This window comes from Streptomyces sp. NPDC058001 (genome assembly GCF_042886315.1).
Taxonomy (GTDB): Bacteria; Actinomycetota; Actinomycetes; order Streptomycetales; family Streptomycetaceae; genus Streptomyces.
This window is the reverse complement of the sequence record NZ_JBHVQT010000004.1, coordinates 432,177-451,120: the sequence shown is the minus strand read 5'-3', so window position 1 is coordinate 451,120 and position 18,944 is coordinate 432,177. Positions and strand designations below refer to the sequence as shown.

Below are 18,944 nucleotides of genomic sequence, written 5' to 3'. Positions count from 1 at the left end.
CGGCGGCCGATGTGGCTGTCATGCCGGGAATCCAGACTGGAGGTATGAGTAGCGCAGCCATCAACCCAGGTCCTGCCCGTATCGGCCCCCCTGGCGCCACCGCCGCCAGTAGCGGCCACCGGGCCCACCTCGTCGGCGACGCCCTGCGCGCCGTCAAGGTCTTCGTCTCCGCCGCGTTCGGTGTGGCGGTGCTCGGGGAGTACGCGGAGGAGGCGGGCGTCCGCCGCCGCTGACTCCTTACGTCACGCGCGTACCGGTCACCCGGGCCCGCGCCCGTGACCGAACGGACCGTCATCGTCCGCATGCGGAGCGCCACGAAGGCTCTCCGGGCGGCGGCCCCCTGCCCCGCGTTCCGCCGCACTTCTCTCCGTCTCGGCCCTCCCGCTCGCCGCGCTGTGTCCGCTCCAGCGCGTGCGCATGTCCGACGCCCCGGCCCGTCGGGCCGAGGACGCGCCGTCGCCGGTGGTCTCCAGGGGTTCACGGTCACTGAACGGCACGCCGCGGCCCATTGGTCACGTTCGCGGTCGGCGTGGGGTGTCGGCCGGAGCCCGCGCGGTCGGGGTGGTGCGGGGGAGACGTGTGGCGGTGACGAGGCCGGCGAGTGCCGCGAGGGCGAGGGTGGCCATGGCGGCGGCGTAGGCGTTCTTGGTGAGGTTGGCGACGAGGATGGTGCCGGCGACGGCGGTGCCGAAGGAGGAGCCGAGGTTCGAGACGCTCCGGGACAGGCCGGAGATCTCGCCCTGCCGGTTCTCGGGGAAGGCGGACTGGACCACGTTCACGGACGGGGTGAGCATGACGCCGAGTCCGAGTCCGATCAGCAGCAGGCCGGGGGCGAACGCCCACGGGCTGGGCGAGCCGGCGACCAGAGCGATCAGGGTGCCGATGCCGACGACGGCGAACGCGAACCCGGCGGTGATCAGGGTCCGCTGTGGCAGGCGTTTGGCGAGGCGTTCCGCTGCGAGTGAGGAGACCAGCACTCCGAGGGTGGCGGCGGTGAAGATGACGCCGGTCTGGATGGCGTCGTAGCCGCGTACGACCTGGAGGTAGGTGGCGACGGTGAACGAGGTGCCCATGAGCAGCAGCCACTGGGCGTTCTGGGTGACCAGGCCGAGGTTGGAGGCGCGGTTACGGAACAGGCTGGTGGACAGCAGCGGTTCTCCTCCGGCGCGCTCCACGCCGCGGATCCAGTGCACGAACCAGGCCAGTACGAGGAGGCCGGCGGCGATCAGGCCGAGCGTCAGCCACAGGTTGTTGTCGGCGGCGAGGATGCCCATGACGATCAGGACAAGGCCGCCGGCGGACAGGACAGCGCCGCGGACGTCGAACGAGCGGCTGGGATCCGGCGGCAACGGGTCGTCCAGCGAGCGGCTCAGCACGATGATGAGCGCGATCACCAGGGCTTGGAAGACGAACGCGGCGCGCCAGCTGATCGCGGAGGTGATCAACCCGCCGATCAGCGGCCCCGCTGCCGCGCCGACGCCTCCGGCGGCCATGACGACTCCGAACGCGCGGGCCCGGGAGGTCAGGTCGGTGAACAGCAGCGTGGTGAGGATGTAGACCGGGGGGATGAGCAGGGCCGTGCCGACGCCTTCGAGGATGGAGTTGCCGAGGATCAGCACGCCGAGTCCGGGGGACGCGGCGCTGAGGATCGCGCCGATGCCGTAGACGGTGAGGCCCGCGAGGAAGCAGCGCTTGCGGCCGAACCGGTCGGTGGCCTTGCCGCCAGGGATCATGAGCGCGGCCATGACGAGCAGGAACAGGGTGATCGCGACCTGCACGCCCTGGACGGTGGTGTCCAGGTCGTGGCTGATGTCGTTGATCATCACGTTCATGTTGGAGCCGGCGAAGCTGCAGATGAACTGCGCCAGCGCGAGCGGTGCCAGCATCCGGGAGCCGGCACCCGAACGGGCGGGGCTGGCGGGTCCTTGAGCGGCGGTGTCCTCGGTCACGGGACCGGGCCTCTCTGTGCGGCGGGCGGCTCAGACGTCCGGCGACCTTTCGGCGCGGTCGAGTTCCTCGTCGAGGGCGAGTGCCGCGGCGACGAGCGCGAGATGTGTGAAGGCTTGCGGGAAGTTGCCGAGTTGCTCTCCGGAGGGGCCGATCTCCTCGGCGAACAGGCCGACGTGGTTGGCGTAGGTGAGCATCTTGTCGAACGCGTAGCGGGCCTGATGGCCGCGGCCGGAGCGGGCGAGGGCCTCGACGTACAGGAAGCTGCACAGGCTGAAGGTGCCCTCGGAGCCCCGCAGGCCGTCCGGGGACGCTTCGGGGTCGTAGCGGTAGACCAGGCTGTCGCTGACGAGTTCGTCGGTCATCGCGTCGAGGGTGCTGAGCCAGTCCGGGTCGGTGGGGGACAGGAATCCGACGCGCGGCATCAGGAGCAGCGAGGCGTCGAGGACGTCGGTGTCGTAGTGCTGGACGAAGGCCCGGCGTTTCTCGCTCCAGCCGCGCTCGGTGATCTGCCGGAAGACGGTGTCGCGGGATGCGCGCCAGCGGGAGAGGTCGGCGGGCCGGGCGTGGGTGGTGGCCAGCCGGATCGCCCGGTCGAAGGCGACCCAGGTCATCAGGCGGCTGTAGGTGAAGTTCTGGTGGCCGCCGCGGGTTTCCCAGATGCCCGCGTCCGGACGGTCCCAGTGGTCGCACAGCCAGTCGATGAGCCCGGCGAACACGCGCCAGCCGCGGATGCCGCCGATGTCGTCGGTCTGGGCGACGGCGTAGGCCGCCTCGCCGTAGATGTCGAGCTGGATCTGGCCGGCCGCCGCGTTGCCGGCCCGGACGGGGGCGGAACGCCGGTAGCCCTCCAGGTGCTCAAGGACCTCTTCGGTCAGGTGCGGCTCCCCGTCCACCCGGTACATGATCTGCAACGGCTCACCGGAGGCGGTGCCGCCGGCCTGGAGCCGCTCACGCATCCACCGGCGGAACGCCTCCGCCTCGGCGGTGAAGCCGAGGTCGATCAGCGCGCGCACGGACAAGGACGCGTCCCGCACCCAGGTGTAGCGGTAGTCCCAGTTGCGTTCGCCGCCGATCTGCTCGGGCAGGCCCATGGTGGCCGCCGCGATCGGGGCACCCGTGGGGGCGTAGGTGAGCAGTTTGAGGGTGATGGCGGAGCGCACCACCATCTCGTGCCAGCGGCCTGTGTAGCGGCAGGACCGCAGCCAGGTGAGCCAGAAGTCACGGCAGGCATTGAACGCCGCCGTCACCTCCTTGATGGTCGGTGGCGGCCCGCCCGGTCGCCCGGTGCGCGCGCCTGGCTCGCCCGACTCGCCGGTGAGGACGACCGCGGCGCTCTCGCCGGCGCGCAGGGTGAAGCGGGCGGAGACATCCGGGCCGTCGGTGTGGAGCGGGACCTGTGCGGTTGCCTGGAGGTGCAGGTCGGTGTCGGGGCCGTGGAGGACGACGCTGCCGTCATCGAGGTGGCCGAGCGTGTGCGAGGCGCGGCCGTAGTCGAAGCGGGGCCTGCAGATCAGCTCGAAAGGGAGGCTGCCGCGGACCACCCGGGCGACCCGGATCAGCCGGTGCCGGGCGGCGGGAGCACTTGAGGCGATGGGCTCCATGAAGTCGATGACTTCTCCGACACCTTCCGGGGCCATGAAGCGGGTGATGAGAATGGGCGTGTGCGGCAGATACAGCTGGCGCACCGTGGCCTGCTCCCCGAGCCCCCCGAGATCCGCGGCAAGGCGACAGTGGCCGCCCCGGTCGCTGTCGAGCAGTGACGCGAACAGGCTCGGCGAGTCGAACCGCGGCGTGCACCACCAGTCCACCGTCCCGTCGGAGGAGACCAGCGCCGCGGTCTGCAGATCGCCGACCAGCCCGTGGTCGGCGATCGGGGGGTAGTCGTTCATGACCTCTCCAGCCAGGAGACCGTGATCACCGCCGGCGACGACCGGCATCGCCGGACCTGGCGAGACCGGCGATCTGTCTTGGCACACAGCCGTTTCTCCAAGCTGACCGCCATCTCCGGTTCACCGCATCCCGGGGGCAGGGGACGCGAACGGCGTCCGGGCCGCGCCGAGCGGCCCGTGATCCGCGTCGCCGGTGGAACGGACGCCCCGGCCGGACGGAGAGCCTTCCCGCTCCTGCCCGAGGGCGGGCACATCCCCCTCCGCGCCCCAGGGAACCTCCGCGCCTGGCGCGGGCCGATCCACGGTATCCACTAAGGTCGCGCCGTGATCGAACGGACCGTGACCATTCGTGCGCGGAGCGCCACCGGCTACTTCCGTGCGCGGAGCGCCACCAATGACTCGCGTGCGCGGAGCGCCATCAGGACCCTGCCGGTGGTGGCCCCGCCGGCCGCGCCCCTCGCCCGGCGCGCCACTCCCCTTCCCGCCGCCGCCCTCCTCGCCCTCTCCGTCCTGTCCCTCGCCGCGCTGTGTTTCCTCCAGCGCGTGCCCATGGCCGACGCGTTGGTCTACCGGGCCGAGGGTGCCGCCGTCGCCGGTGGTGGTGATCTCTACGGGTTCACGGTCACGGAATGGCGGCTGCCCGCGACCTATCCGCCTTTTGCCGCCCTGCTGTTCGTGCCGACGACCTGGCTCCCCGTAGGGATCATGAAGGCCCTGTTCGTCGCCGCGAACATCGCCCTCACGGCCCTGCTCGTACGGCTCTCCTGCCGGCTCGCCGGACTGCCCGCGCGCGGGGCGCTCGTCTGCGCCGCGACATCCGGCGCGCTCTGGCTCGAACCCGTCTTCCAGACCGTCGTGTTCGGGCAGATCAACCTCGCCCTGATCTGTCTCGTGCTGTGGGACCTGACCCGGCCGCCGGGCGCGCTCGGCAAGGGCTTCGCGCTCGGGGTCGCCGTCGGCGTCAAGCTGACGCCCGCCGTGTTCATCATCTATCTGCTGCTGACCCGGCGGGTGCGGGAAGCGGTCGTCGCGAGCGCCGCGTTCGTCGGGACCGTGCTGCTCGGGGCGCTGGTCCTGCCCGCCGCCAGCGTCGAGTTCTGGACCCGGCGGCTCTACGAGACGGGCCGCGTCGGCAAGGCGTGGATCGTCGACAACCAGTCACTCCAGGGGCTGATCGCCCGCCTGACCGGCGACCCCGCACCGGGCCTCGTGTGGCTGCTGCCCGCACTCGCCGTGGCCGCCACCGGCCTGTGGCTCGCGCAACGAGCCCACCGAGCGCACCCCGCGCGACACCCGGAGGCGCACGGCGTGCTCCTCGCCGCCGGTACCGCCCTGCTCGTCTCGCCCATCAGCTGGTCCCACCACTGGGTGTGGTGCGTACCGCTCCTCGCGCTCCTGGTGGCCCAGGGGCACCGGTGGTGGGCGGCCGGGGTCGCCGCCGTGTTCGCCGCGCGCAGCCTCTGGCTCGTACCGCACCAGGGGGACCTGGACCTCCATGTCCCGTGGTGGCAGCAGCCGTTGGCGTCCCCGTACCCGCTCCTCGCGCTGGCGCTCCTGGCTACTGCTGTGCCGTGGGCTCGTCGTCTCCGCTGAGGAGTTCGTCGGCGTCCACGATCCGGTACGCGTACCCCTGTTCGGCGAGGAACCGCTGCCGGTGGGCGGCGAAGTCCTGGTCGATGGTGTCGCGGGCGACCACGGAGTAGAACCGGGCCTCGTGACCGTCCGCCTTCGGGCGCAGTACCCGGCCCAGCCGCTGGGCCTCCTCCTGGCGGGAGCCGAAGGTGCCGGACACCTGGATCGCGACGGTCGCCTCGGGCAGATCGATGGAGAAGTTGGCGACCTTCGACACCACGAGCACCGACAACTCGCCCTGCCGGAACGCCTCGAACAGCTTCTCGCGCTGCGCGTTGGACGTCTCGCCCTTGATGACCGGCGCGGCCAAGTGCTCGCCCAGCTCGTCGAGTTGGTCGATGTACTGGCCGATGACGAGGGTCTGTTCGCCCTGGTGCTTGCGTACCAGCGCCTCCGTCACCTTCCGCTTGGTCTCCGTCGTGGCGCAGTAGCGGTACTTCTCCTCGGTCTCGGCGGTCGCGTACGCGAGGCGTTCGCCGTCGGTGAGGTTGACGCGTACCTCGACGCAGTCAGCGGGCGCGATGTAGCCCTGCGCCTCGATCTCCTTCCAGGGCGCGTCGAAGCGCTTGGGGCCGATGAGCGAGAACACGTCGGACTCGCGGCCGTCCTCGCGGACGAGCGTCGCGGTCAGCCCGAGCCGCCGCCGGGCCTGGAGGTCGGCCGTGAACTTGAAGACGGGCGCGGGCAGCAGATGCACCTCGTCGTAGACGATGAGGCCCCAGTCGCGCGAGTCGAAGAGTTCCAGGTGCGGATAGACACCCTTCCGCTTCGTCGTCAGCACTTGGTAGGTGGCGATGGTGACGGGTCGGATCTCTTTCCTCGTCCCGCTGTACTCGCCGATCTCCTCCTCGGTCAGCGAGGTGCGCCGTACCAGTTCGTGCTTCCACTGGCGGGCCGAGACCGTGTTCGTGACGAGGATCAGCGTCGTCGCCTTCGCCTCCGCCATCGCGCCGGCGCCGACGAGGGTCTTGCCCGCGCCGCACGGCAGCACCACGACACCGGAGCCGCCGTGCCAGAAGCCCTCGACGGCCTGCTTCTGGTACGGGCGCAGCGCCCAGCCGTTCTCCGCCAGCTCGATCGGATGGGCCTCCCCGTCCACATACCCGGCGAGGTCCTCGGCGGGCCAGCCCAGCTTGAGGAGGGTCTGCTTGATCTGGCCGCGCTCCGAGGGGTGCACGGCGACCGTGTCCGGGTCGATCCGGTTGCCGACCAGCGGCATGATCCGCTTCGAGCGGAGGATCTCCTCCAGGACCGGCCGGTCGGTGCTTGTCAGGACCAGACCGTGCGCCGGGTGCTTGCTGAGCGTGAGACGGCCGTACCGGTCCATCGTCTCGGCGATGTCGACCAGCAGCGCGTGCGGGACCGGATAGCGGCTGTACTGGACCAGGGCGTCGACGACCTGCTCGGCGTCGTGCCCGGCCGCGCGGGCGTTCCACAGGCCGAGCGGGGTCACCCGATAGGTGTGGATGTGCTCGGGGGCGCGCTCCAGCTCGGCGAACGGCGCGATGGCACGCCGGCACGCACCGGCCTGCTCGTGGTCGACCTCCAGGAGCAGGGTCTTGTCGGACTGGACGATGAGGGGTCCGTTCACGCGCGTCCCTTTCTGCACGGCTGCGCGGACCCCGGGGGACGGCCCGCACGGGCTGCACGCGAGGGCAGCCAAACGTCCAGTGTGCCGCACCCGGCGGCGATCACGCCGGGGTGCGGGTCGTCGGGTCCGGCGGTGGGCCGGTCGGACCGTGCGGCGGGGCGGTCAGACCTTGCGGTGAGGTGGTTGGCCCAGGCCGCCCAGGCCCTGGTTGTCGGCCAGCTCGGCGACGCCTGTGATGCGGTGCAGCGGATACGTCCGTACCTCGTCGGCGGTGTGGTCGTACGCCGTGACGAAGCCGCCCTCGACCCGGATCGGGGCGATCACGCGCTGGGTCGCGGTGCCCTCCGCGTTCACGTACCCGATCCACAGGGCCTCGCCGGTGAGGACCGCCGCCTGCATGGTGGCGAGGGTGTCGGCCGATGACGTACGCGGCAGTTCGCCCGCGCGGTCCGCGGTGGTCTTGCGGGGGGCCGTGGTGGCGAGGTCACCGGCGCGGATCGCCCGGACGGCGGCCGTCAGGAGGGTGCCGCCGGGCAGCGGCGGGCCCTCCGGGACCGGGACCGGGGCGGTGCGCGGCGGGGTGCGGTGCGCGTGGGCGCGGGCCACCAGGACATCGCCCTCCGGGCTCTCGGCGGCGGGCGCGAAGCCCATCTGGCGCAGCCCGTCGAGCAGCGCCACCGGGTCGGCCTGGGCCGCGAGCACGGTGGGCGCCAGGCGCCGCAGCCGCAGACCCTGGGCGCGCTTGTCGGCCAGGATCTCGTTCAGTACGGCCTCGTCGTCGCACCGGACGTACGCCGACGCGCCCCCGATCCGCAGATGCCCGTGCTTCCGCGCGACATCGTCGATGAGGTACGCGAGCGGCTGGGGCACCGGGGTCCGTGAGTGGGCGGCGAGGAACGCGTGCAGATCGGCGGCGGCACGTCCCGAGTCGAGGGCCCGCCGCACCGAGCCCGGTGTGAACCGGTACACGGTCGCGGCGCCCTTCGACTCGACGTCGGCGATCACGGCGAGTGTCTCCGCCAGGGGACGGAGCAGCGGGCCGGGCGCCACGGCGGTGAGGTCGGCCTGGAGGAGGACGTGGTCGAGGGGTTGGGGGAGGAGGGGGGTGAGGAGGGCGGCGGCCCTCTCCTGGGCGGCGGCGGCATCCGCGCTGCCGGTGTCCTCGGTATCGGCTGCTTCGGCCGTTACGGCTGCCTCCGTCGGGCTCCGGTCCGGCAGCAGGGCCCTGGCGTGGGTCGACAGGGCGCCGCGGCCCGTCAGGCCGAGGAGTTCCGCGTCGCCCAGGGTCCAGCGGGCCAGGCGGGTGCGGAGGTCCGGCTGGTTCTGCGCGGTGGACGCGGCGGTACGCGATGCCGTGCCACGCGGCGGGCGCTCCCAGCGCAGCCGGGCGAGCAGGGACTCCGGGTCGGCGGAAGCGCCGGGCGGCAGGGTCGCGAGCAGGGTGAGTACCCGGTGCCGGACCTCCGGGGCGTCCGAGCGGTCCAGGCCGGGGCCGAGGGCGGCCAGGGCGCGTTCCTTGACGTCCCGCCCGCCGACCAGACCCGAGGTCCGTGTCGCCGTCAGCCAGGCCCCGGCGAGCACGGCCCACCGCTCGGCCGGGGGACGCTCCAGCCAGGTGTCGTACGCGGGCGTCGCCGCGTACCGCTCGTCGGCCTCGCCGTCGGATGCCAGCAGGCCCGCCGCGTACGCCAGCTCCACCCAGAACGCGGCCAGCGGCTCCGACACGTCGAGCGCGATGGCCGTCCGCTTCAGGTCACGGACGCTGAGCCCACCCGAACGGAGCACGGCGGGGCCGCCCTCGTGCCACTCGTGCAGCAGGTCCTCGATCGTCATCAGCGCCTGATACGCCTGCCCGGCCGCCGTCGCGTCCGCGACCTGCGGGGGGTGCTCCCGGTCCGCGAGGACCGCCGGAGGCAGCGGCTCCGCCGCCCGGTGGGCGCGGCCACCGCGCAGATGCAACGCCGCCTCACGCGGCAGTACGACGGTGCCCGGCGCGGTCGCGAGGAGGAGCCCCCGGTCGAGCAGCCAGCGCAGATGCTTCGCGGGCGCGGCCGTGACCTGCCCGTACGGCGGCCCCCAGACCAGCCGGGAGAGTACGTCGACGGATTCCGGCGGCGCCTCGTCCAGCAGCGCCGACATCCGGCGCCGGTCGCCGAACAGCCCGGTCAGGGACGCCACGGCGGACACCGCGTCATGCGTCCTGGGCAGCCCGGCCGTCGTCACGATCTCCTGGATACGGCCCGGGGACATGCCCGCCGTGGCCTCCGCGACGGTCGGGCCGAGGCCGGTCGGCGACGGGTTCTGCGGGGACGGCGCGAGGAGTTCCCGCGCCGTACGCACCAGCCGCAGACGGTCGTCGGCGCCCCAGATCAGGGCCTGTTCGCGCAGGCTGTGCACGGCACCCGGGAGCGCCGCCTCGATCTCCGGGTCACCGTCGTCACCGGCGAGCAGCCCCAGCAGATCCCCGTACGCCGCCGGGTCCGGTGCGATGGCGAGGGTCTCGGCGGTCTGGAGCGTGAACCTGTCCAGGCGTTCCAGGGCGCGGACCACGCTGGCGCGGGTGCCGGCCCGGGTGGCGAGCTGGCCGAGGTCGGTGGGGACGGGCGTAAGGAGGTCGGGCCTGGCCCGGAGAAGGGCGGCGAGGGACGCGTCGGTGCGGCCCCTCAGGGCCTCAGCGAGGGAGCGCGGGACCGTGGGGCTTGGTAGGGCACCTCTAGCGTCACTGCTCATCCGGCTCACGTTAGTGGGTGCGGGTGACATCGCGGGCCCCCGGCACAGGTGGTTGCCGGACCGATACCGACCGCTACCACCCGCCCCGACACACGCCGGACGCTCCACGGGGACCCGCACCGGGTGCGCATCGGTCCCGTACCCGCCCCCGCGGGCCTGTACCGTCGGAACCGGTGGTTTTCAACAGGTGCGTCCCGGAGGGGACTTCGTGGGGATCGAGAGTGACCAGCTCGTTTTTGACTATCTGAGCAAGGTCGGGGACCTCGCTCAGCAGCGGAAGTTGCCGTCCGGTACGCGGATGCGGCTCGTCACCGAGTTGCGCAACGAGATCGACAAGCGGCGCGCCAAGTCACTCGTGGACACCCCCGCCGCCGTCAGCCGCATTCTCTCCCACCTCGGCACGCCGCAAGATCTGGTCGAGGCCGCAGGCTCCGGGACCGGCGACGGGGACGCCCCCCGGGCCGCCGTACCGGTGCAGCGGCAGCCCGAGGAGACCGGCGAGGGGACACGGCCCAAGGGGCTGCGGCGGATGGTGCCCAGGCCCCGGCCGACCGAACCGGCGCCCGAGCCGGAGCGGTACGTACCGTCGCCGCCGCACCTCGCGGGCGAGGACGAACTCGGGCCGCACGGCTCGGAACCCGACTGGTGGCGGGTCGACAGCAGCCCGTTCGGGCTGAGCGACAGCGTGCCGGGGTTCGTCGGCGGCGTGGAGATCCCGGAGATACTCAAGCCCCCGCCCAGCCGTGAAGGCGAGCCCGAACCTGTCCCGCTCGGCAAGGATGTCGCCGAACAGGAAGAGGGGGAGGGGCAGGACGCCGAGGGCTCGGAGAGCGGTGACGCCAAGAGGCGCCGGCCCCGACTCCGGCTCACCGGCTACGCGAACCCGCTGCTCCTCCTCGCCGCCGCCCTGCTGGTCGCGGGCGCCGTGCTCGGCAACTGGATCGCGCTCGGCGTGGGTTGGCTCATCGCCTGGGCGTCCCGGCGGCTGTCCGCCGCCGAATCCAAGTGGGCGGTCCTGGTCATGCCGGGCCTGGCGGTCGCGGGCGGCCTGGTCTGGCTGTGGGGCCGTAGCGACGGCCGCTGGGGCGAGCCGATCCCGCAGAGCCACATGGCCGACGCGATCGGCGAGACCTGGCCCTGGGTGGTACGGGCGGCGGCCCTCGCCTCGGCCGCCTACCTGGTGTGGCGCTCCCAACGGGCCAGGTGATCCGCCGTCACTTCGTCAGGGCCGCCCGCATCTCGTCCATGATCTTCGCCGCCGCCGTGTACCCGATGCCCTGGATCCAGAGTTCGTCGTCCACCTGATGGACCTGGTTCGACTTCGTGGCCTTGAGGTTCTTCCACAGGCCGCTCTTCATCGTGTCCGTCGCCTTGGCCTTCGCCGGGTCGCCGTACGTGGACGTGAAGATGACATCCGCGTCGGCCAGGTCGATCTTCTCGGGGCTCACGTCGTACGAGAAGCCGTCCGTCGCCTTGTCGGTGATCGCGGGGCGGCCCAGGCCCACATCGGCGAGGATCGTCGCGATGTAGTTCTTCTTGCCGTAGATGCGGATGTCGGCGCCCTCGATGAACCGGACGACGTTCACCTCGGTCGCCGCCGCCTTCTCCTTGCCGCCGAGCGCCTCGGTGACATCGGCGACCCGCTTGTCGTAGTCCGCGACGACCTTGTCCGCCTCAGCCGTCCGGCCGAGCGCGTCCGCGTGCGTCTGGAAGTTCTCCTTCCAGGGGTACCCGGTCGTCTCCGTCAGCACGGTCGGCGCGATGGCGCTGAGCTGTGCGTACCGCTTCTCGTCCCGCACCTTGCTGCTGAGGATCAGATCCGGCTTGAGCCCCGCGATCGTCTCCAGATTGGGATTGGCGATCTCGCCGACGCTCTTGATGCCCTTGACCGAGGACTCGGGCAGATAGTCGAGGAACCCGGCGCCCGCCGTCGCCTGGGTCGCGCCCACCGGCTTCACGCCCAGGGTGATCGCCGAGTCCAGTTCCGCCGTGTCCAGGACGACGACCCGCTTCGGCGCGTCCTTGACCTTCACGTCGCCCATCGCCGTCTTCACGGTGTGCGTACCGCCCCCGGAATCCCCGGACCCGGCCTCGTCGTTGCCGGAATCCGACGATCCGCAGGCCGTCAGGCCCAGCGAGCCGATCAGGACGAGGGAGCCGAGGGTGAGTGCCTTGCGGCGCGCCGCAGTCATGAGCAATGCCTTTCGTCGACATCGAGAACAGAGAAGTAGGTGCGTGCGATCTACTCCGTGGGCCGCCACGGCCGGCCGGGGACCACCAGCGGTGACCCCGTCACCGGGTCCGGGACCACGACACACTCAAGGCCGAAGACCTCCCGTACGAGTTCGGCCGTGACGACCTCGGACGGTGGGCCCTCGGCGACGATCCGTCCGGACTTCATCGCGACGAGATGGTCCGCGTACCGTGCCGCCTGGTTGAGGTCGTGCAGCACGACCACCACTGTCCGGCCCCGGTCATGGTTCAACTGCCGTACCAGATCGAGGACTTCGACCTGATGTGCGATGTCGAGATACGTCGTCGGCTCGTCCAGGAGGAGCAGTTCCGTCTCCTGCGCGAGCGCCATCGCGATCCATACGCGCTGCCGCTGCCCACCGGAGAGTTCGTCCACGGACCGTTCGGCGAGCGTGGCCACATCCGTACGCTCCATCGCCTCCGTCACGGCCCGCTCGTCCTCGTCGGACCACTGCTGCCACCAGTGCTGATGCGGCTGCCGGCCGCGCGCCACCAGATCGCCCACGGTGATCGCCTCGGGCGCGACCGGCGTCTGCGGCAGCAGCCCGATCCGCTGCGCGATCCGCTTCGTCGGCAGCTTCGCCAGCGCCGTACCGTCGAGCAGCACCGCGCCGCCGCGCGGCTTCAGCAGCCGTCCGAGCGCCCGCAACGTGGTCGACTTGCCGCAGGCGTTGGGCCCGACGATGACGGTGACCCGGCCGTCCGGGACGGCGAGGTCCAGGCCGTGGACGACGGTCCGGTCCTCGTAGGCGAGGGTCAGCTCGCGGGCCTCCAGGCGCGGGTTCCCGGGGTGGGGCCGGCCGTCGACCGGGGAGTCCGACACAGGTTCCGTCAGAGATCCCGTCAGCGGTTCCGTCACGAGGTGCCTCCACTGCGGCTGCGGACGATGAGCCAGATCAGATACGGCGCCCCGACGGCCGCCGTGAGGACACCCACCGGGAGTTCGGTGGGCGAGAACAGGCGCCGCGCCAGCAGATCGGCGAGCACGACGACGACCGCGCCGAGCAACGCCGAACACACCAGCGGGATCTGCGCGGTACGGGTCACCCGGCGGGCGATCTGCGGGGCCAGCAGCGCCACGAAGTCGACGGGGCCCGCCGCACCGGTGGCGGCCGAGGCGAGGACGACACCGAGCAGGACGAGACCGAGGCGTACGCGGTTCAGGCGCACCCCGAGCGCGGTCGCCGTGTCGTCGTCCAGGCTCACCGTGCGCTGCGCGCGGGCCGCCCAGGCGACGGCGGGCACCAGGGCGAGCAGGGTCCAGCCGAGCGGGGTCGCCTCCACCCAGCCACGGCCGTTGAGGGAACCCGTCATCCAGATCTGCGCCTGCTGGGCCACGAGATAGTCGCCCTTGGTCATGAACAGCGTCGTGACCGAGCGCAGCGCGATGGCGAAGCCGATGCCGATGAGCACGAACCGGGTCGCGTGCAGTCCGCCGCGCCACGCGAACACATAGACCAGGGCCGCCGCGATGAGGCCCCCGGCGACGCCCACGTACGGCAGCACCGAGTACGACGTCACGCCGAACGTCATCGCGCCGACCGTCAGTGCGCTCGCGCCCTGGCTGATGCCGATGATGTCGGGGCTGGCAAGGGGGTTGCGGGCGACGGTCTGGATCAGCGCGCCCGCGACGCCGAACGCGGCGCCGACCAGGAGGCCGACCACCAGGCGGGGGGCGCGCAGGGTTTCCACGACGAGTTGGTCCGGGGACTGGCCGCCGGTGAGGACCTTCAGGACCTCGGCCGGGGGGACGAAGGACTCGCCGGTGCAGAGGTAGGCCAGGGAGCAGACGGCCAGGGCGGCGGTCAGGGCGACGGCGACGGTTGTCGCCCGACGGTGGACCAGGATGTTCGCTCGGCCGATGCGCGCTACGGCGTACCCGGCGGGGCGCTGGCCTCGGGGGTGCCCGGTACTTGGGGCTGTGCCCACAGCAGTTGAGGGCTTCATGCCGGGACCGCCTTTCTGCGTACCAGGGCTATCAGGAAGGGAACTCCGATCAGGGCCGTCATCACGCCCGCCGGGATTTCGCTCGGGGGAAAGATCACGCGGCCGATCGTGTCCGAGACGAGCAGCATCACCGGACCGATCAGCGCCGCCATCGGCAGCACCCAACGATGGTCGGAACCGACGATCGCGCGGGCGATGTGCGGCACCGCCAGACCGACGAAGGCGACCGGGCCCGCCGCCGCGACACCGACCCCGGTCAGCACCGTCGCCCCCAGACCGCCCACGATCCGTACCGTCGCGACCCGTTGGCCGAGGCCCTTCGCGACGTCCGCGCCGAGCGCCAGCGCGTCCAGACCGCGCGCCACGGACAGCACCAGGACCACGCCGACGAGCAGGAACGGCCAGACCTGGCCCACCAGATCCGCGTCACGTCCGGACAGCGAACCGACCTGCCAGAACCGGAACTCGTCGAGCGCCGAAGCCCGTGTCGTCAGTACGCCCGTCGTCACCGAGACGAGCAGCGCGTTGATCGCGGCGCCACCGAGCGCCAGCTTCACGGGCGTCGCGCCGCCCCGCCCGCTCGACGCGATGGCGTACACCGCGACCGACGCGATCCCGGCGCCCGCGAACGCGAACCACACATATCCCGTGAGGGTGTGGACACCGGCGAACGCGATCGCGAGGACGACCCCGACCGACGCGCCCTGGCTGATCCCGAGGATGCCCGGGTCGGCGATGGGGTTACGGGTGATGCCCTGAAGGACCGTTCCGGCGAGGGCGAGCGCGGCGCCGACCATCACACCGACCACCGTGCGCGGCACCCGCAGCCCACGGACCACTTCGGCGGCGTCGCTGTGTCCGCCGTTCAGCAGGGCGTCGCACACGGCCGACGGCGCGATGGCGCGCGCGCCCACGGCGAGGCTGAACAGGACGGCGAGCAGCAGGGCCACGACGGCCGCCACCATCGCGACGACGCGTCTGACCGGCATCGGCTGGGCACTCCACGAACGAAGGGTTGGTTAGGCTTCGCTAAGTCTATGCGGAGGGGTGCGCGGGGCCGCCGGGCCCATGGGCGGCTGGGCACAATGACGTGTATGACCTCCAGCGTGCTGACCGTCGGATTCGACCTCGACATGACCCTCATCGACTCACGCCCCGGCATCAAGGCGTGCTACCAGGCACTTTCGGCCGAGACCGGCGTACACATCGACAGCGATCTGGTCATCACACGGCTCGGTCCGCCGCTGGAGGACGAGATGGTGAACTGGTTTCCGGCCGAGCGGATCCCGGACATCTGCGCCCGTTACCGTGAGATGTATCCCACACACGCCATCGCCCCCACCCCCGCGATGCGGGGCGCCGTGGCGGCGGTCGACGCGGTGCACGCCGCCGGCGGACGGGCCGTGGTCGTGACCGCGAAGTACGAGCCCAACGCCAAGTTGCATCTGAAGCATCTCGGGATCGCCGTGGACGCCGTCATCGGCGATCTGTGGGCGGAACAGAAGGCCGTGGCGCTGCGTGAGCACGGGGCCGGTGTGTACGTGGGGGATCACACCGGGGATGTCCGCGGTGCCCGCGCCGCCGGTGCCGTATCGGTGGCCGTCGCCACCGGGCCCTGTGACGAGGGGACCTTGCGTGACGCGGGCGCCGATGTGGTGCTGACCGACCTCACCGAGTTTCCCGATTGGCTGGCGGGCCACCGCTAAGCGCTCCGCTGGAAGACCGGTGTGGAAACCGTGGGTCGTCGGTGGCTGATCGCGCAGTTCCCCGCGCCCCTTCAGGGCGCTATTGCCGGTTGGCCGCGATTGACCTCAGCAATCCCGCCCCCGCCAACGCGAACCCCACCCCCATCAGCATGCTCAGCCCGAACATGTACGTGGGAAAGGGTTTTGTGTCGAGGAACAGCGGGGCCACGGTGACCAGAGTGGCCAACGCGCCGACGAGGAAGACGATCGCGCCGATCCGGATGAGTCCGTCACCGGGCACGGCGGAATTCGCTTGGGTTTTGTCACGCACTCGACCAGGGTAGTTCCCAGCGCGAAGGGACAACTCGCAGGAGCCGACAAGGGCCGTCTTGCCACCAGCTTCCGGACCATTAGCCTTGGTCCTGGCAGGCGGGTCGGACCGACCCGCCGAAGTGCTATTCAGAGCCGTTTTTCCCATTTTCCCAGTGCCGTCTGCCCTGGCGAGACGGATCGACGAGTACGAGGACGAGGACTTCACGTGCCTACCGGCAAGGTCAAGTGGTTCAACAGCGAGAAGGGTTTCGGCTTTCTCTCGCGCGACGACGGCGGAGACGTCTTCGTCCACTCCTCCGTCCTGCCCGCCGGTGTCGAAGCGCTGAAGCCCGGCCAGCGCGTCGAGTTCGGTGTGGTCGCCGGACAGCGCGGTGACCAGGCACTCTCCGTGACGATCCTGGACCCGACGCCCTCCGTGGCCGCCGCACAGCGCCGTAAGCCCGATGAACTGGCCTCGATCGTCCAGGATCTGACGACTCTTCTGGAGAACATCACACCGATGCTGGAGAAGGGCCGCTACCCCGACAAGGCGTCGGGGAAGCAGATCGCCGGGCTGCTCCGCGCGGTCGCCGACCAGCTCGACGTATGACCGTGTGACCCGCCCGGAGAGGGAACTTCAGGGGAACGCCAGCGCGTCCGGGCCGAGGGGCGGGACCAGTCCCTCGGCCGCCGCACGGGTGAGCAGACCGCGGACCGCCGCGTAACCGTCCTCGCCGAGGTCGGCGGTGAACTCGTTGACGTACAGGCCGATGTGCTGGTTCGCGACCGCCGGGTCCATCTCCTGGGCGTGCTCCATGACGTAGTCGCGGGACGCCTCCGGGTCGTCCCAGGCGGCGCGGACCGAGGCGCGCGCCGAGTCGGCGAGCAGCTTCAGCGTGTCGGTGCCCAGGGAGCGCTTCGCGATGATCGCGCCGAGCGGGATCGGCAGCCCGGTCGTCGACTCCCAGTGCTCGCCCAGATCGGCGAGGCGGTGCAGCCCGTACGTCTGATAGGTGAACCTGGCCTCGTGGATGACGAGTCCGGCGTCGACCTCGCCGTCCCGCACGGCGGGCATGATCCGGTCGAAGGGCATGACGACGATCTCGCCGACCCCGCCCGGCACCAGATCCGCGGCCCAGAGCCGGAAGAGGAGATACGCCGTCGACTTCTCGCTCGGCACCGCGACCGTCCGGCCGGTCAGCTCCGCCGCGTCGCCCGGCGCGCGGGTCAGCACCAGCGGGCCGCAGCCCCGGCCGAGCGCGCCACCGCACGGGAGCAGCGCGTACTCGTCGAGCACCCAGGGCAGCACCGCGTACGACACCTTCAGGACGTCGAACTCGCCTCGCTGAGCCATGCCGTTGGTGAGGTGGATGTCGGCGAACGTGACATCGAGGTCGGGCGCGCCGGCGAGGCGGCCGTGGGCCCAGGCGTCGAACACGAAGGTGTCGTTCGGACAGGGCGAGTAGGCGATACTCAGCGGCTTCCCGGTGCCCTTGCCGTCGGGGTCGGTGCCGTCGGGGTCAGTGCCGGGGTGCTCGTCGGTCGTCATGCTCGTTCCAACTCTCCAGTGCGGGCGCGCATTTCCCGAAGGCGGTGGTGAGTGCCGCGAGGGCGTCGCCGATCCGCCAGGCTCCCCGGTCGCGGGGGCCCACGGGGTTGGAGATCGCGCGGATCTCCAGGACCGGGCAGCCGTGCGCGGCGGCGGCCTCGGCGACCCCGAACCCCTCCATCGCCTCGGCGAGCGCGCCGGGGTGCCGGGCGCTCAGCAGGGCTGTGCGCTCGGCGGATCCGGTGACCGTGGAGACGGTGAGGACGGTGCCGGTGGGGCAGCCCACGGCGGCGGCGGTCTCCCGTACGAGGGACGGGGGCGGGGTGTGCGTGACGGTGCCGAAGCCGAGGTCGGTCACCGGCAGGAATCCTTCGGCGCTCTCGGCGCCCAGGTCGGCGACGGTGATCGCGTCGGCGACGACGAGGGAGCCGACCGGGGCACCCGGCGCGAAGCCGCCGCCGATACCGGCCGAGACGACCAGGTCGTACGGTTCACCGGCGAGCGCGGCGGCGGTCAGCGCCGTGGCCGTACCGGCAGCCGCGGCGGCGGGTCCGACGCCGACGGCGAGCAGGTCCCAGCGGCCGGCGGACCCACTGAGTACGCGGTGCAGGGCCGCTCCGGTCGCCGGCTGGAGCGGTATTTCCACGGGTGTCCCCGCGAACGCCTTTGCCACCGCGGTCCGTTCGGCGGGGACCGCGGTGGCGACGAGGATGCGTGCGGGACGCGTCAAGAGCTCTTGTTGAGCTTGAACGACCAGAGTCCGGTGACCTTGTTGTCGGAGCCCTCGACGATGCTGACGGTGGACGAGGAACCGGTCCCGCCGTACTGCGGGTTGAAGAAGACGCTGCCGGGGATCGTCTGGTACGTCTTCTTGCTGGAGTTGGTCAGCGGCGTGTCGTTCAGCAGGATCGTCCAGCCCTTGTCCGCGATCTCCGGGTCCACGCCGAAGCGGACCGTCTCGTCGGGGTCGAAGGTGAGGGACTTGAGGTTCTTGTTCTTCAGGCAGTTCGTGAGATCCGACGCCTGGATGATCTTGCCGTCGTTGTAGCAGACGGCTTCCGAGTTCACCGAGTTGTCGCCGACCGTGATGGTCGCCAGCGGCGTCGGCTTCTCGCACGCCGTGAGGACCAGAAGACCGGCGGCGACGGCGCCGACAGCGGCGGCGGTCCGGCGGCGGCCCGCCGTGGCTGACTTCATGTGCGGCTCCGCCGCGGGCAGGGAGGTCATGCGCGAAGGTTATCGGGCACCCGCCGAGGTCATGCCATGTGGGTACGGCGTGCCGTCAGGCCACGAGGAGACTGCCGTCAGGCCACGCGCGGATGTGCCGTGAGGTCGTGGGCGGGCGTGCCGTCGGGTCGCGGGCGGACTGCCGTGGGGCTGCGAGGAGACTGCCGTGAGGTCGCGGG

General features: G+C 71.6%; 17 protein-coding genes. 5 read left to right on the top strand and 12 right to left on the bottom strand.

All coding sequences use genetic code 11. The annotated features are described in order from the left end of the window. The first annotated feature begins 44 nt into the window (after positions 1-44). Complete coding sequence (locus ACFVT5_RS11795; RefSeq protein ID WP_389884689.1) at positions 45-233, top strand: hypothetical protein; 189 nt, start codon at positions 45-47, stop codon at positions 231-233. 279 nt (positions 234-512) lie between these two features. Here ACFVT5_RS11795 and ACFVT5_RS11790 read toward each other — a convergent pair whose 3' ends face one another. Continuing rightward, positions 513-1,886 (bottom strand): MFS transporter, encoded by a 1,374-nt coding sequence (locus ACFVT5_RS11790; protein WP_389885275.1) that lies wholly within the window; start codon positions 1,884-1,886, stop codon positions 513-515. A 93-nt stretch (positions 1,887-1,979) separates the two neighbouring features. Then, positions 1,980-3,839, bottom strand: a complete 1,860-nt coding sequence (locus ACFVT5_RS11785; RefSeq protein ID WP_389884686.1) for a glycoside hydrolase family 15 protein — start codon at positions 3,837-3,839, stop codon at positions 1,980-1,982. 324 nt (positions 3,840-4,163) lie between these two features. Here ACFVT5_RS11785 and ACFVT5_RS11780 point away from each other — a divergent pair, with 324 nt between their 5' ends. Further along, positions 4,164-5,432: a glycosyltransferase 87 family protein gene (locus tag ACFVT5_RS11780; protein ID WP_389884683.1), complete on the top strand. Its 1,269-nt coding sequence runs from the start codon at positions 4,164-4,166 to the stop codon at positions 5,430-5,432. On the opposite strand, the gene ACFVT5_RS11775 is transcribed toward ACFVT5_RS11780, so the two are convergent. Both ACFVT5_RS11775 and ACFVT5_RS11770 read right to left on the bottom strand, forming a co-directional pair. After that, positions 5,398-7,062, bottom strand: a complete 1,665-nt coding sequence (locus ACFVT5_RS11775; protein WP_389884680.1) for a DNA repair helicase XPB — start codon at positions 7,060-7,062, stop codon at positions 5,398-5,400. The genes ACFVT5_RS11780 and ACFVT5_RS11775 overlap by 35 nt on opposite strands. A gap of 162 nt (positions 7,063-7,224) precedes the next feature. Beyond that, the gene (locus tag ACFVT5_RS11770; RefSeq protein WP_389884677.1) at positions 7,225-9,792 is read right to left on the bottom strand and encodes a helicase-associated domain-containing protein; all 2,568 of its coding nucleotides are present in this window, start codon (positions 9,790-9,792) and stop codon (positions 7,225-7,227) included. 208 nt (positions 9,793-10,000) lie between these two features. On the opposite strand from ACFVT5_RS11770, the gene ACFVT5_RS11765 reads away from it, so the two are divergent. Further along, the gene (locus ACFVT5_RS11765) at positions 10,001-10,999 is read left to right on the top strand and encodes a hypothetical protein (RefSeq protein ID WP_389884674.1); all 999 of its coding nucleotides are present in this window, start codon (positions 10,001-10,003) and stop codon (positions 10,997-10,999) included. Positions 11,000-11,006: 7 nt separating this feature from the next. Here ACFVT5_RS11765 and ACFVT5_RS11760 read toward each other — a convergent pair whose 3' ends face one another. From ACFVT5_RS11760 to ACFVT5_RS11745, 4 genes are read right to left on the bottom strand one after another with little or no spacing between them, the layout of a single operon-like run. Beyond that, positions 11,007-11,984 carry an ABC transporter substrate-binding protein gene (locus ACFVT5_RS11760; protein ID WP_389884672.1) on the bottom strand — a complete coding sequence of 326 codons (978 nt, stop codon included), beginning with the start codon at positions 11,982-11,984 and terminating at the stop codon, positions 11,007-11,009. A gap of 50 nt (positions 11,985-12,034) precedes the next feature. Continuing rightward, positions 12,035-12,880, bottom strand: a complete 846-nt coding sequence (locus ACFVT5_RS11755; RefSeq protein ID WP_389885272.1) for an ABC transporter ATP-binding protein — start codon at positions 12,878-12,880, stop codon at positions 12,035-12,037. Between the two features lie 20 nt (positions 12,881-12,900). After that, positions 12,901-13,992 carry a FecCD family ABC transporter permease gene (locus ACFVT5_RS11750; RefSeq protein ID WP_389884669.1) on the bottom strand — a complete coding sequence of 364 codons (1,092 nt, stop codon included), beginning with the start codon at positions 13,990-13,992 and terminating at the stop codon, positions 12,901-12,903. Then, a complete protein-coding gene (locus ACFVT5_RS11745; protein WP_389884666.1) occupies positions 13,989-14,981 on the bottom strand; it encodes a FecCD family ABC transporter permease in 993 nt (330 codons plus the stop codon). The genes ACFVT5_RS11750 and ACFVT5_RS11745 overlap by 4 nt, the downstream gene beginning before the upstream one ends. Positions 14,982-15,086: 105 nt before the next feature. Here ACFVT5_RS11745 and ACFVT5_RS11740 point away from each other — a divergent pair, with 105 nt between their 5' ends. Next, positions 15,087-15,698, top strand: coding sequence for an HAD family hydrolase (locus ACFVT5_RS11740; protein ID WP_389884663.1), 612 nt, complete (start codon positions 15,087-15,089; stop codon positions 15,696-15,698). 79 nt (positions 15,699-15,777) lie between these two features. On the opposite strand, the gene ACFVT5_RS11735 is transcribed toward ACFVT5_RS11740, so the two are convergent. Then, positions 15,778-16,008 (bottom strand): hypothetical protein, encoded by a 231-nt coding sequence (locus ACFVT5_RS11735; RefSeq protein ID WP_389884660.1) that lies wholly within the window; start codon positions 16,006-16,008, stop codon positions 15,778-15,780. Positions 16,009-16,215: 207 nt separating this feature from the next. Here ACFVT5_RS11735 and ACFVT5_RS11730 point away from each other — a divergent pair, with 207 nt between their 5' ends. Next, positions 16,216-16,599 (top strand): cold-shock protein, encoded by a 384-nt coding sequence (locus ACFVT5_RS11730; RefSeq protein WP_190034300.1) that lies wholly within the window; start codon positions 16,216-16,218, stop codon positions 16,597-16,599. A gap of 27 nt (positions 16,600-16,626) precedes the next feature. Here the strand turns inward: ACFVT5_RS11730 and ACFVT5_RS11725 are convergent, their stop codons facing one another. Genes ACFVT5_RS11725 through ACFVT5_RS11715 form a run of 3 tightly spaced genes read right to left on the bottom strand, consistent with a single transcriptional unit; the run spans position 16,627 to position 18,765 of the window. After that, positions 16,627-17,538 carry a 1,4-dihydroxy-6-naphthoate synthase gene (locus ACFVT5_RS11725; protein WP_389884656.1) on the bottom strand — a complete coding sequence of 304 codons (912 nt, stop codon included), beginning with the start codon at positions 17,536-17,538 and terminating at the stop codon, positions 16,627-16,629. Further along, positions 17,510-18,268: a futalosine hydrolase gene (locus tag ACFVT5_RS11720; RefSeq protein ID WP_389884654.1), complete on the bottom strand. Its 759-nt coding sequence runs from the start codon at positions 18,266-18,268 to the stop codon at positions 17,510-17,512. The genes ACFVT5_RS11725 and ACFVT5_RS11720 overlap by 29 nt, the downstream gene beginning before the upstream one ends. Then, complete coding sequence (locus ACFVT5_RS11715) at positions 18,265-18,765, bottom strand: DUF2771 domain-containing protein (protein WP_389884651.1); 501 nt, start codon at positions 18,763-18,765, stop codon at positions 18,265-18,267. The genes ACFVT5_RS11720 and ACFVT5_RS11715 overlap by 4 nt, the downstream gene beginning before the upstream one ends. Between the last annotated feature and the right edge of the window lie 179 nt (positions 18,766-18,944).

Excerpts from the sequence above, each read along its gene's own strand:
- ACFVT5_RS11750 (WP_389884669.1), bottom strand. The coding sequence starts at position 13,992 with ATGAAGCCCTCAACTGCTGTGGGCACAGCCCCAAGTACCGGGCACCCC.
- ACFVT5_RS11760 (WP_389884672.1), bottom strand. The coding sequence starts at position 11,984 with ATGACTGCGGCGCGCCGCAAGGCACTCACCCTCGGCTCCCTCGTCCTG.
- ACFVT5_RS11795 (WP_389884689.1), top strand. The coding sequence starts at position 45 with ATGAGTAGCGCAGCCATCAACCCAGGTCCTGCCCGTATCGGCCCCCCT.
- ACFVT5_RS11790 (WP_389885275.1), bottom strand. The coding sequence starts at position 1,886 with ATGCTGGCACCGCTCGCGCTGGCGCAGTTCATCTGCAGCTTCGCCGGC.
- ACFVT5_RS11715 (WP_389884651.1), bottom strand. The coding sequence starts at position 18,765 with ATGACCTCCCTGCCCGCGGCGGAGCCGCACATGAAGTCAGCCACGGCG.
- ACFVT5_RS11745 (WP_389884666.1), bottom strand. The coding sequence starts at position 14,981 with ATGCCGGTCAGACGCGTCGTCGCGATGGTGGCGGCCGTCGTGGCCCTG.
- ACFVT5_RS11740 (WP_389884663.1), top strand. The coding sequence starts at position 15,087 with ATGACCTCCAGCGTGCTGACCGTCGGATTCGACCTCGACATGACCCTC.
- ACFVT5_RS11770 (WP_389884677.1), bottom strand. The coding sequence starts at position 9,792 with ATGAGCAGTGACGCTAGAGGTGCCCTACCAAGCCCCACGGTCCCGCGC.
- ACFVT5_RS11785 (WP_389884686.1), bottom strand. The coding sequence starts at position 3,839 with ATGAACGACTACCCCCCGATCGCCGACCACGGGCTGGTCGGCGATCTG.
- ACFVT5_RS11725 (WP_389884656.1), bottom strand. The coding sequence starts at position 17,538 with ATGACGACCGACGAGCACCCCGGCACTGACCCCGACGGCACCGACCCC.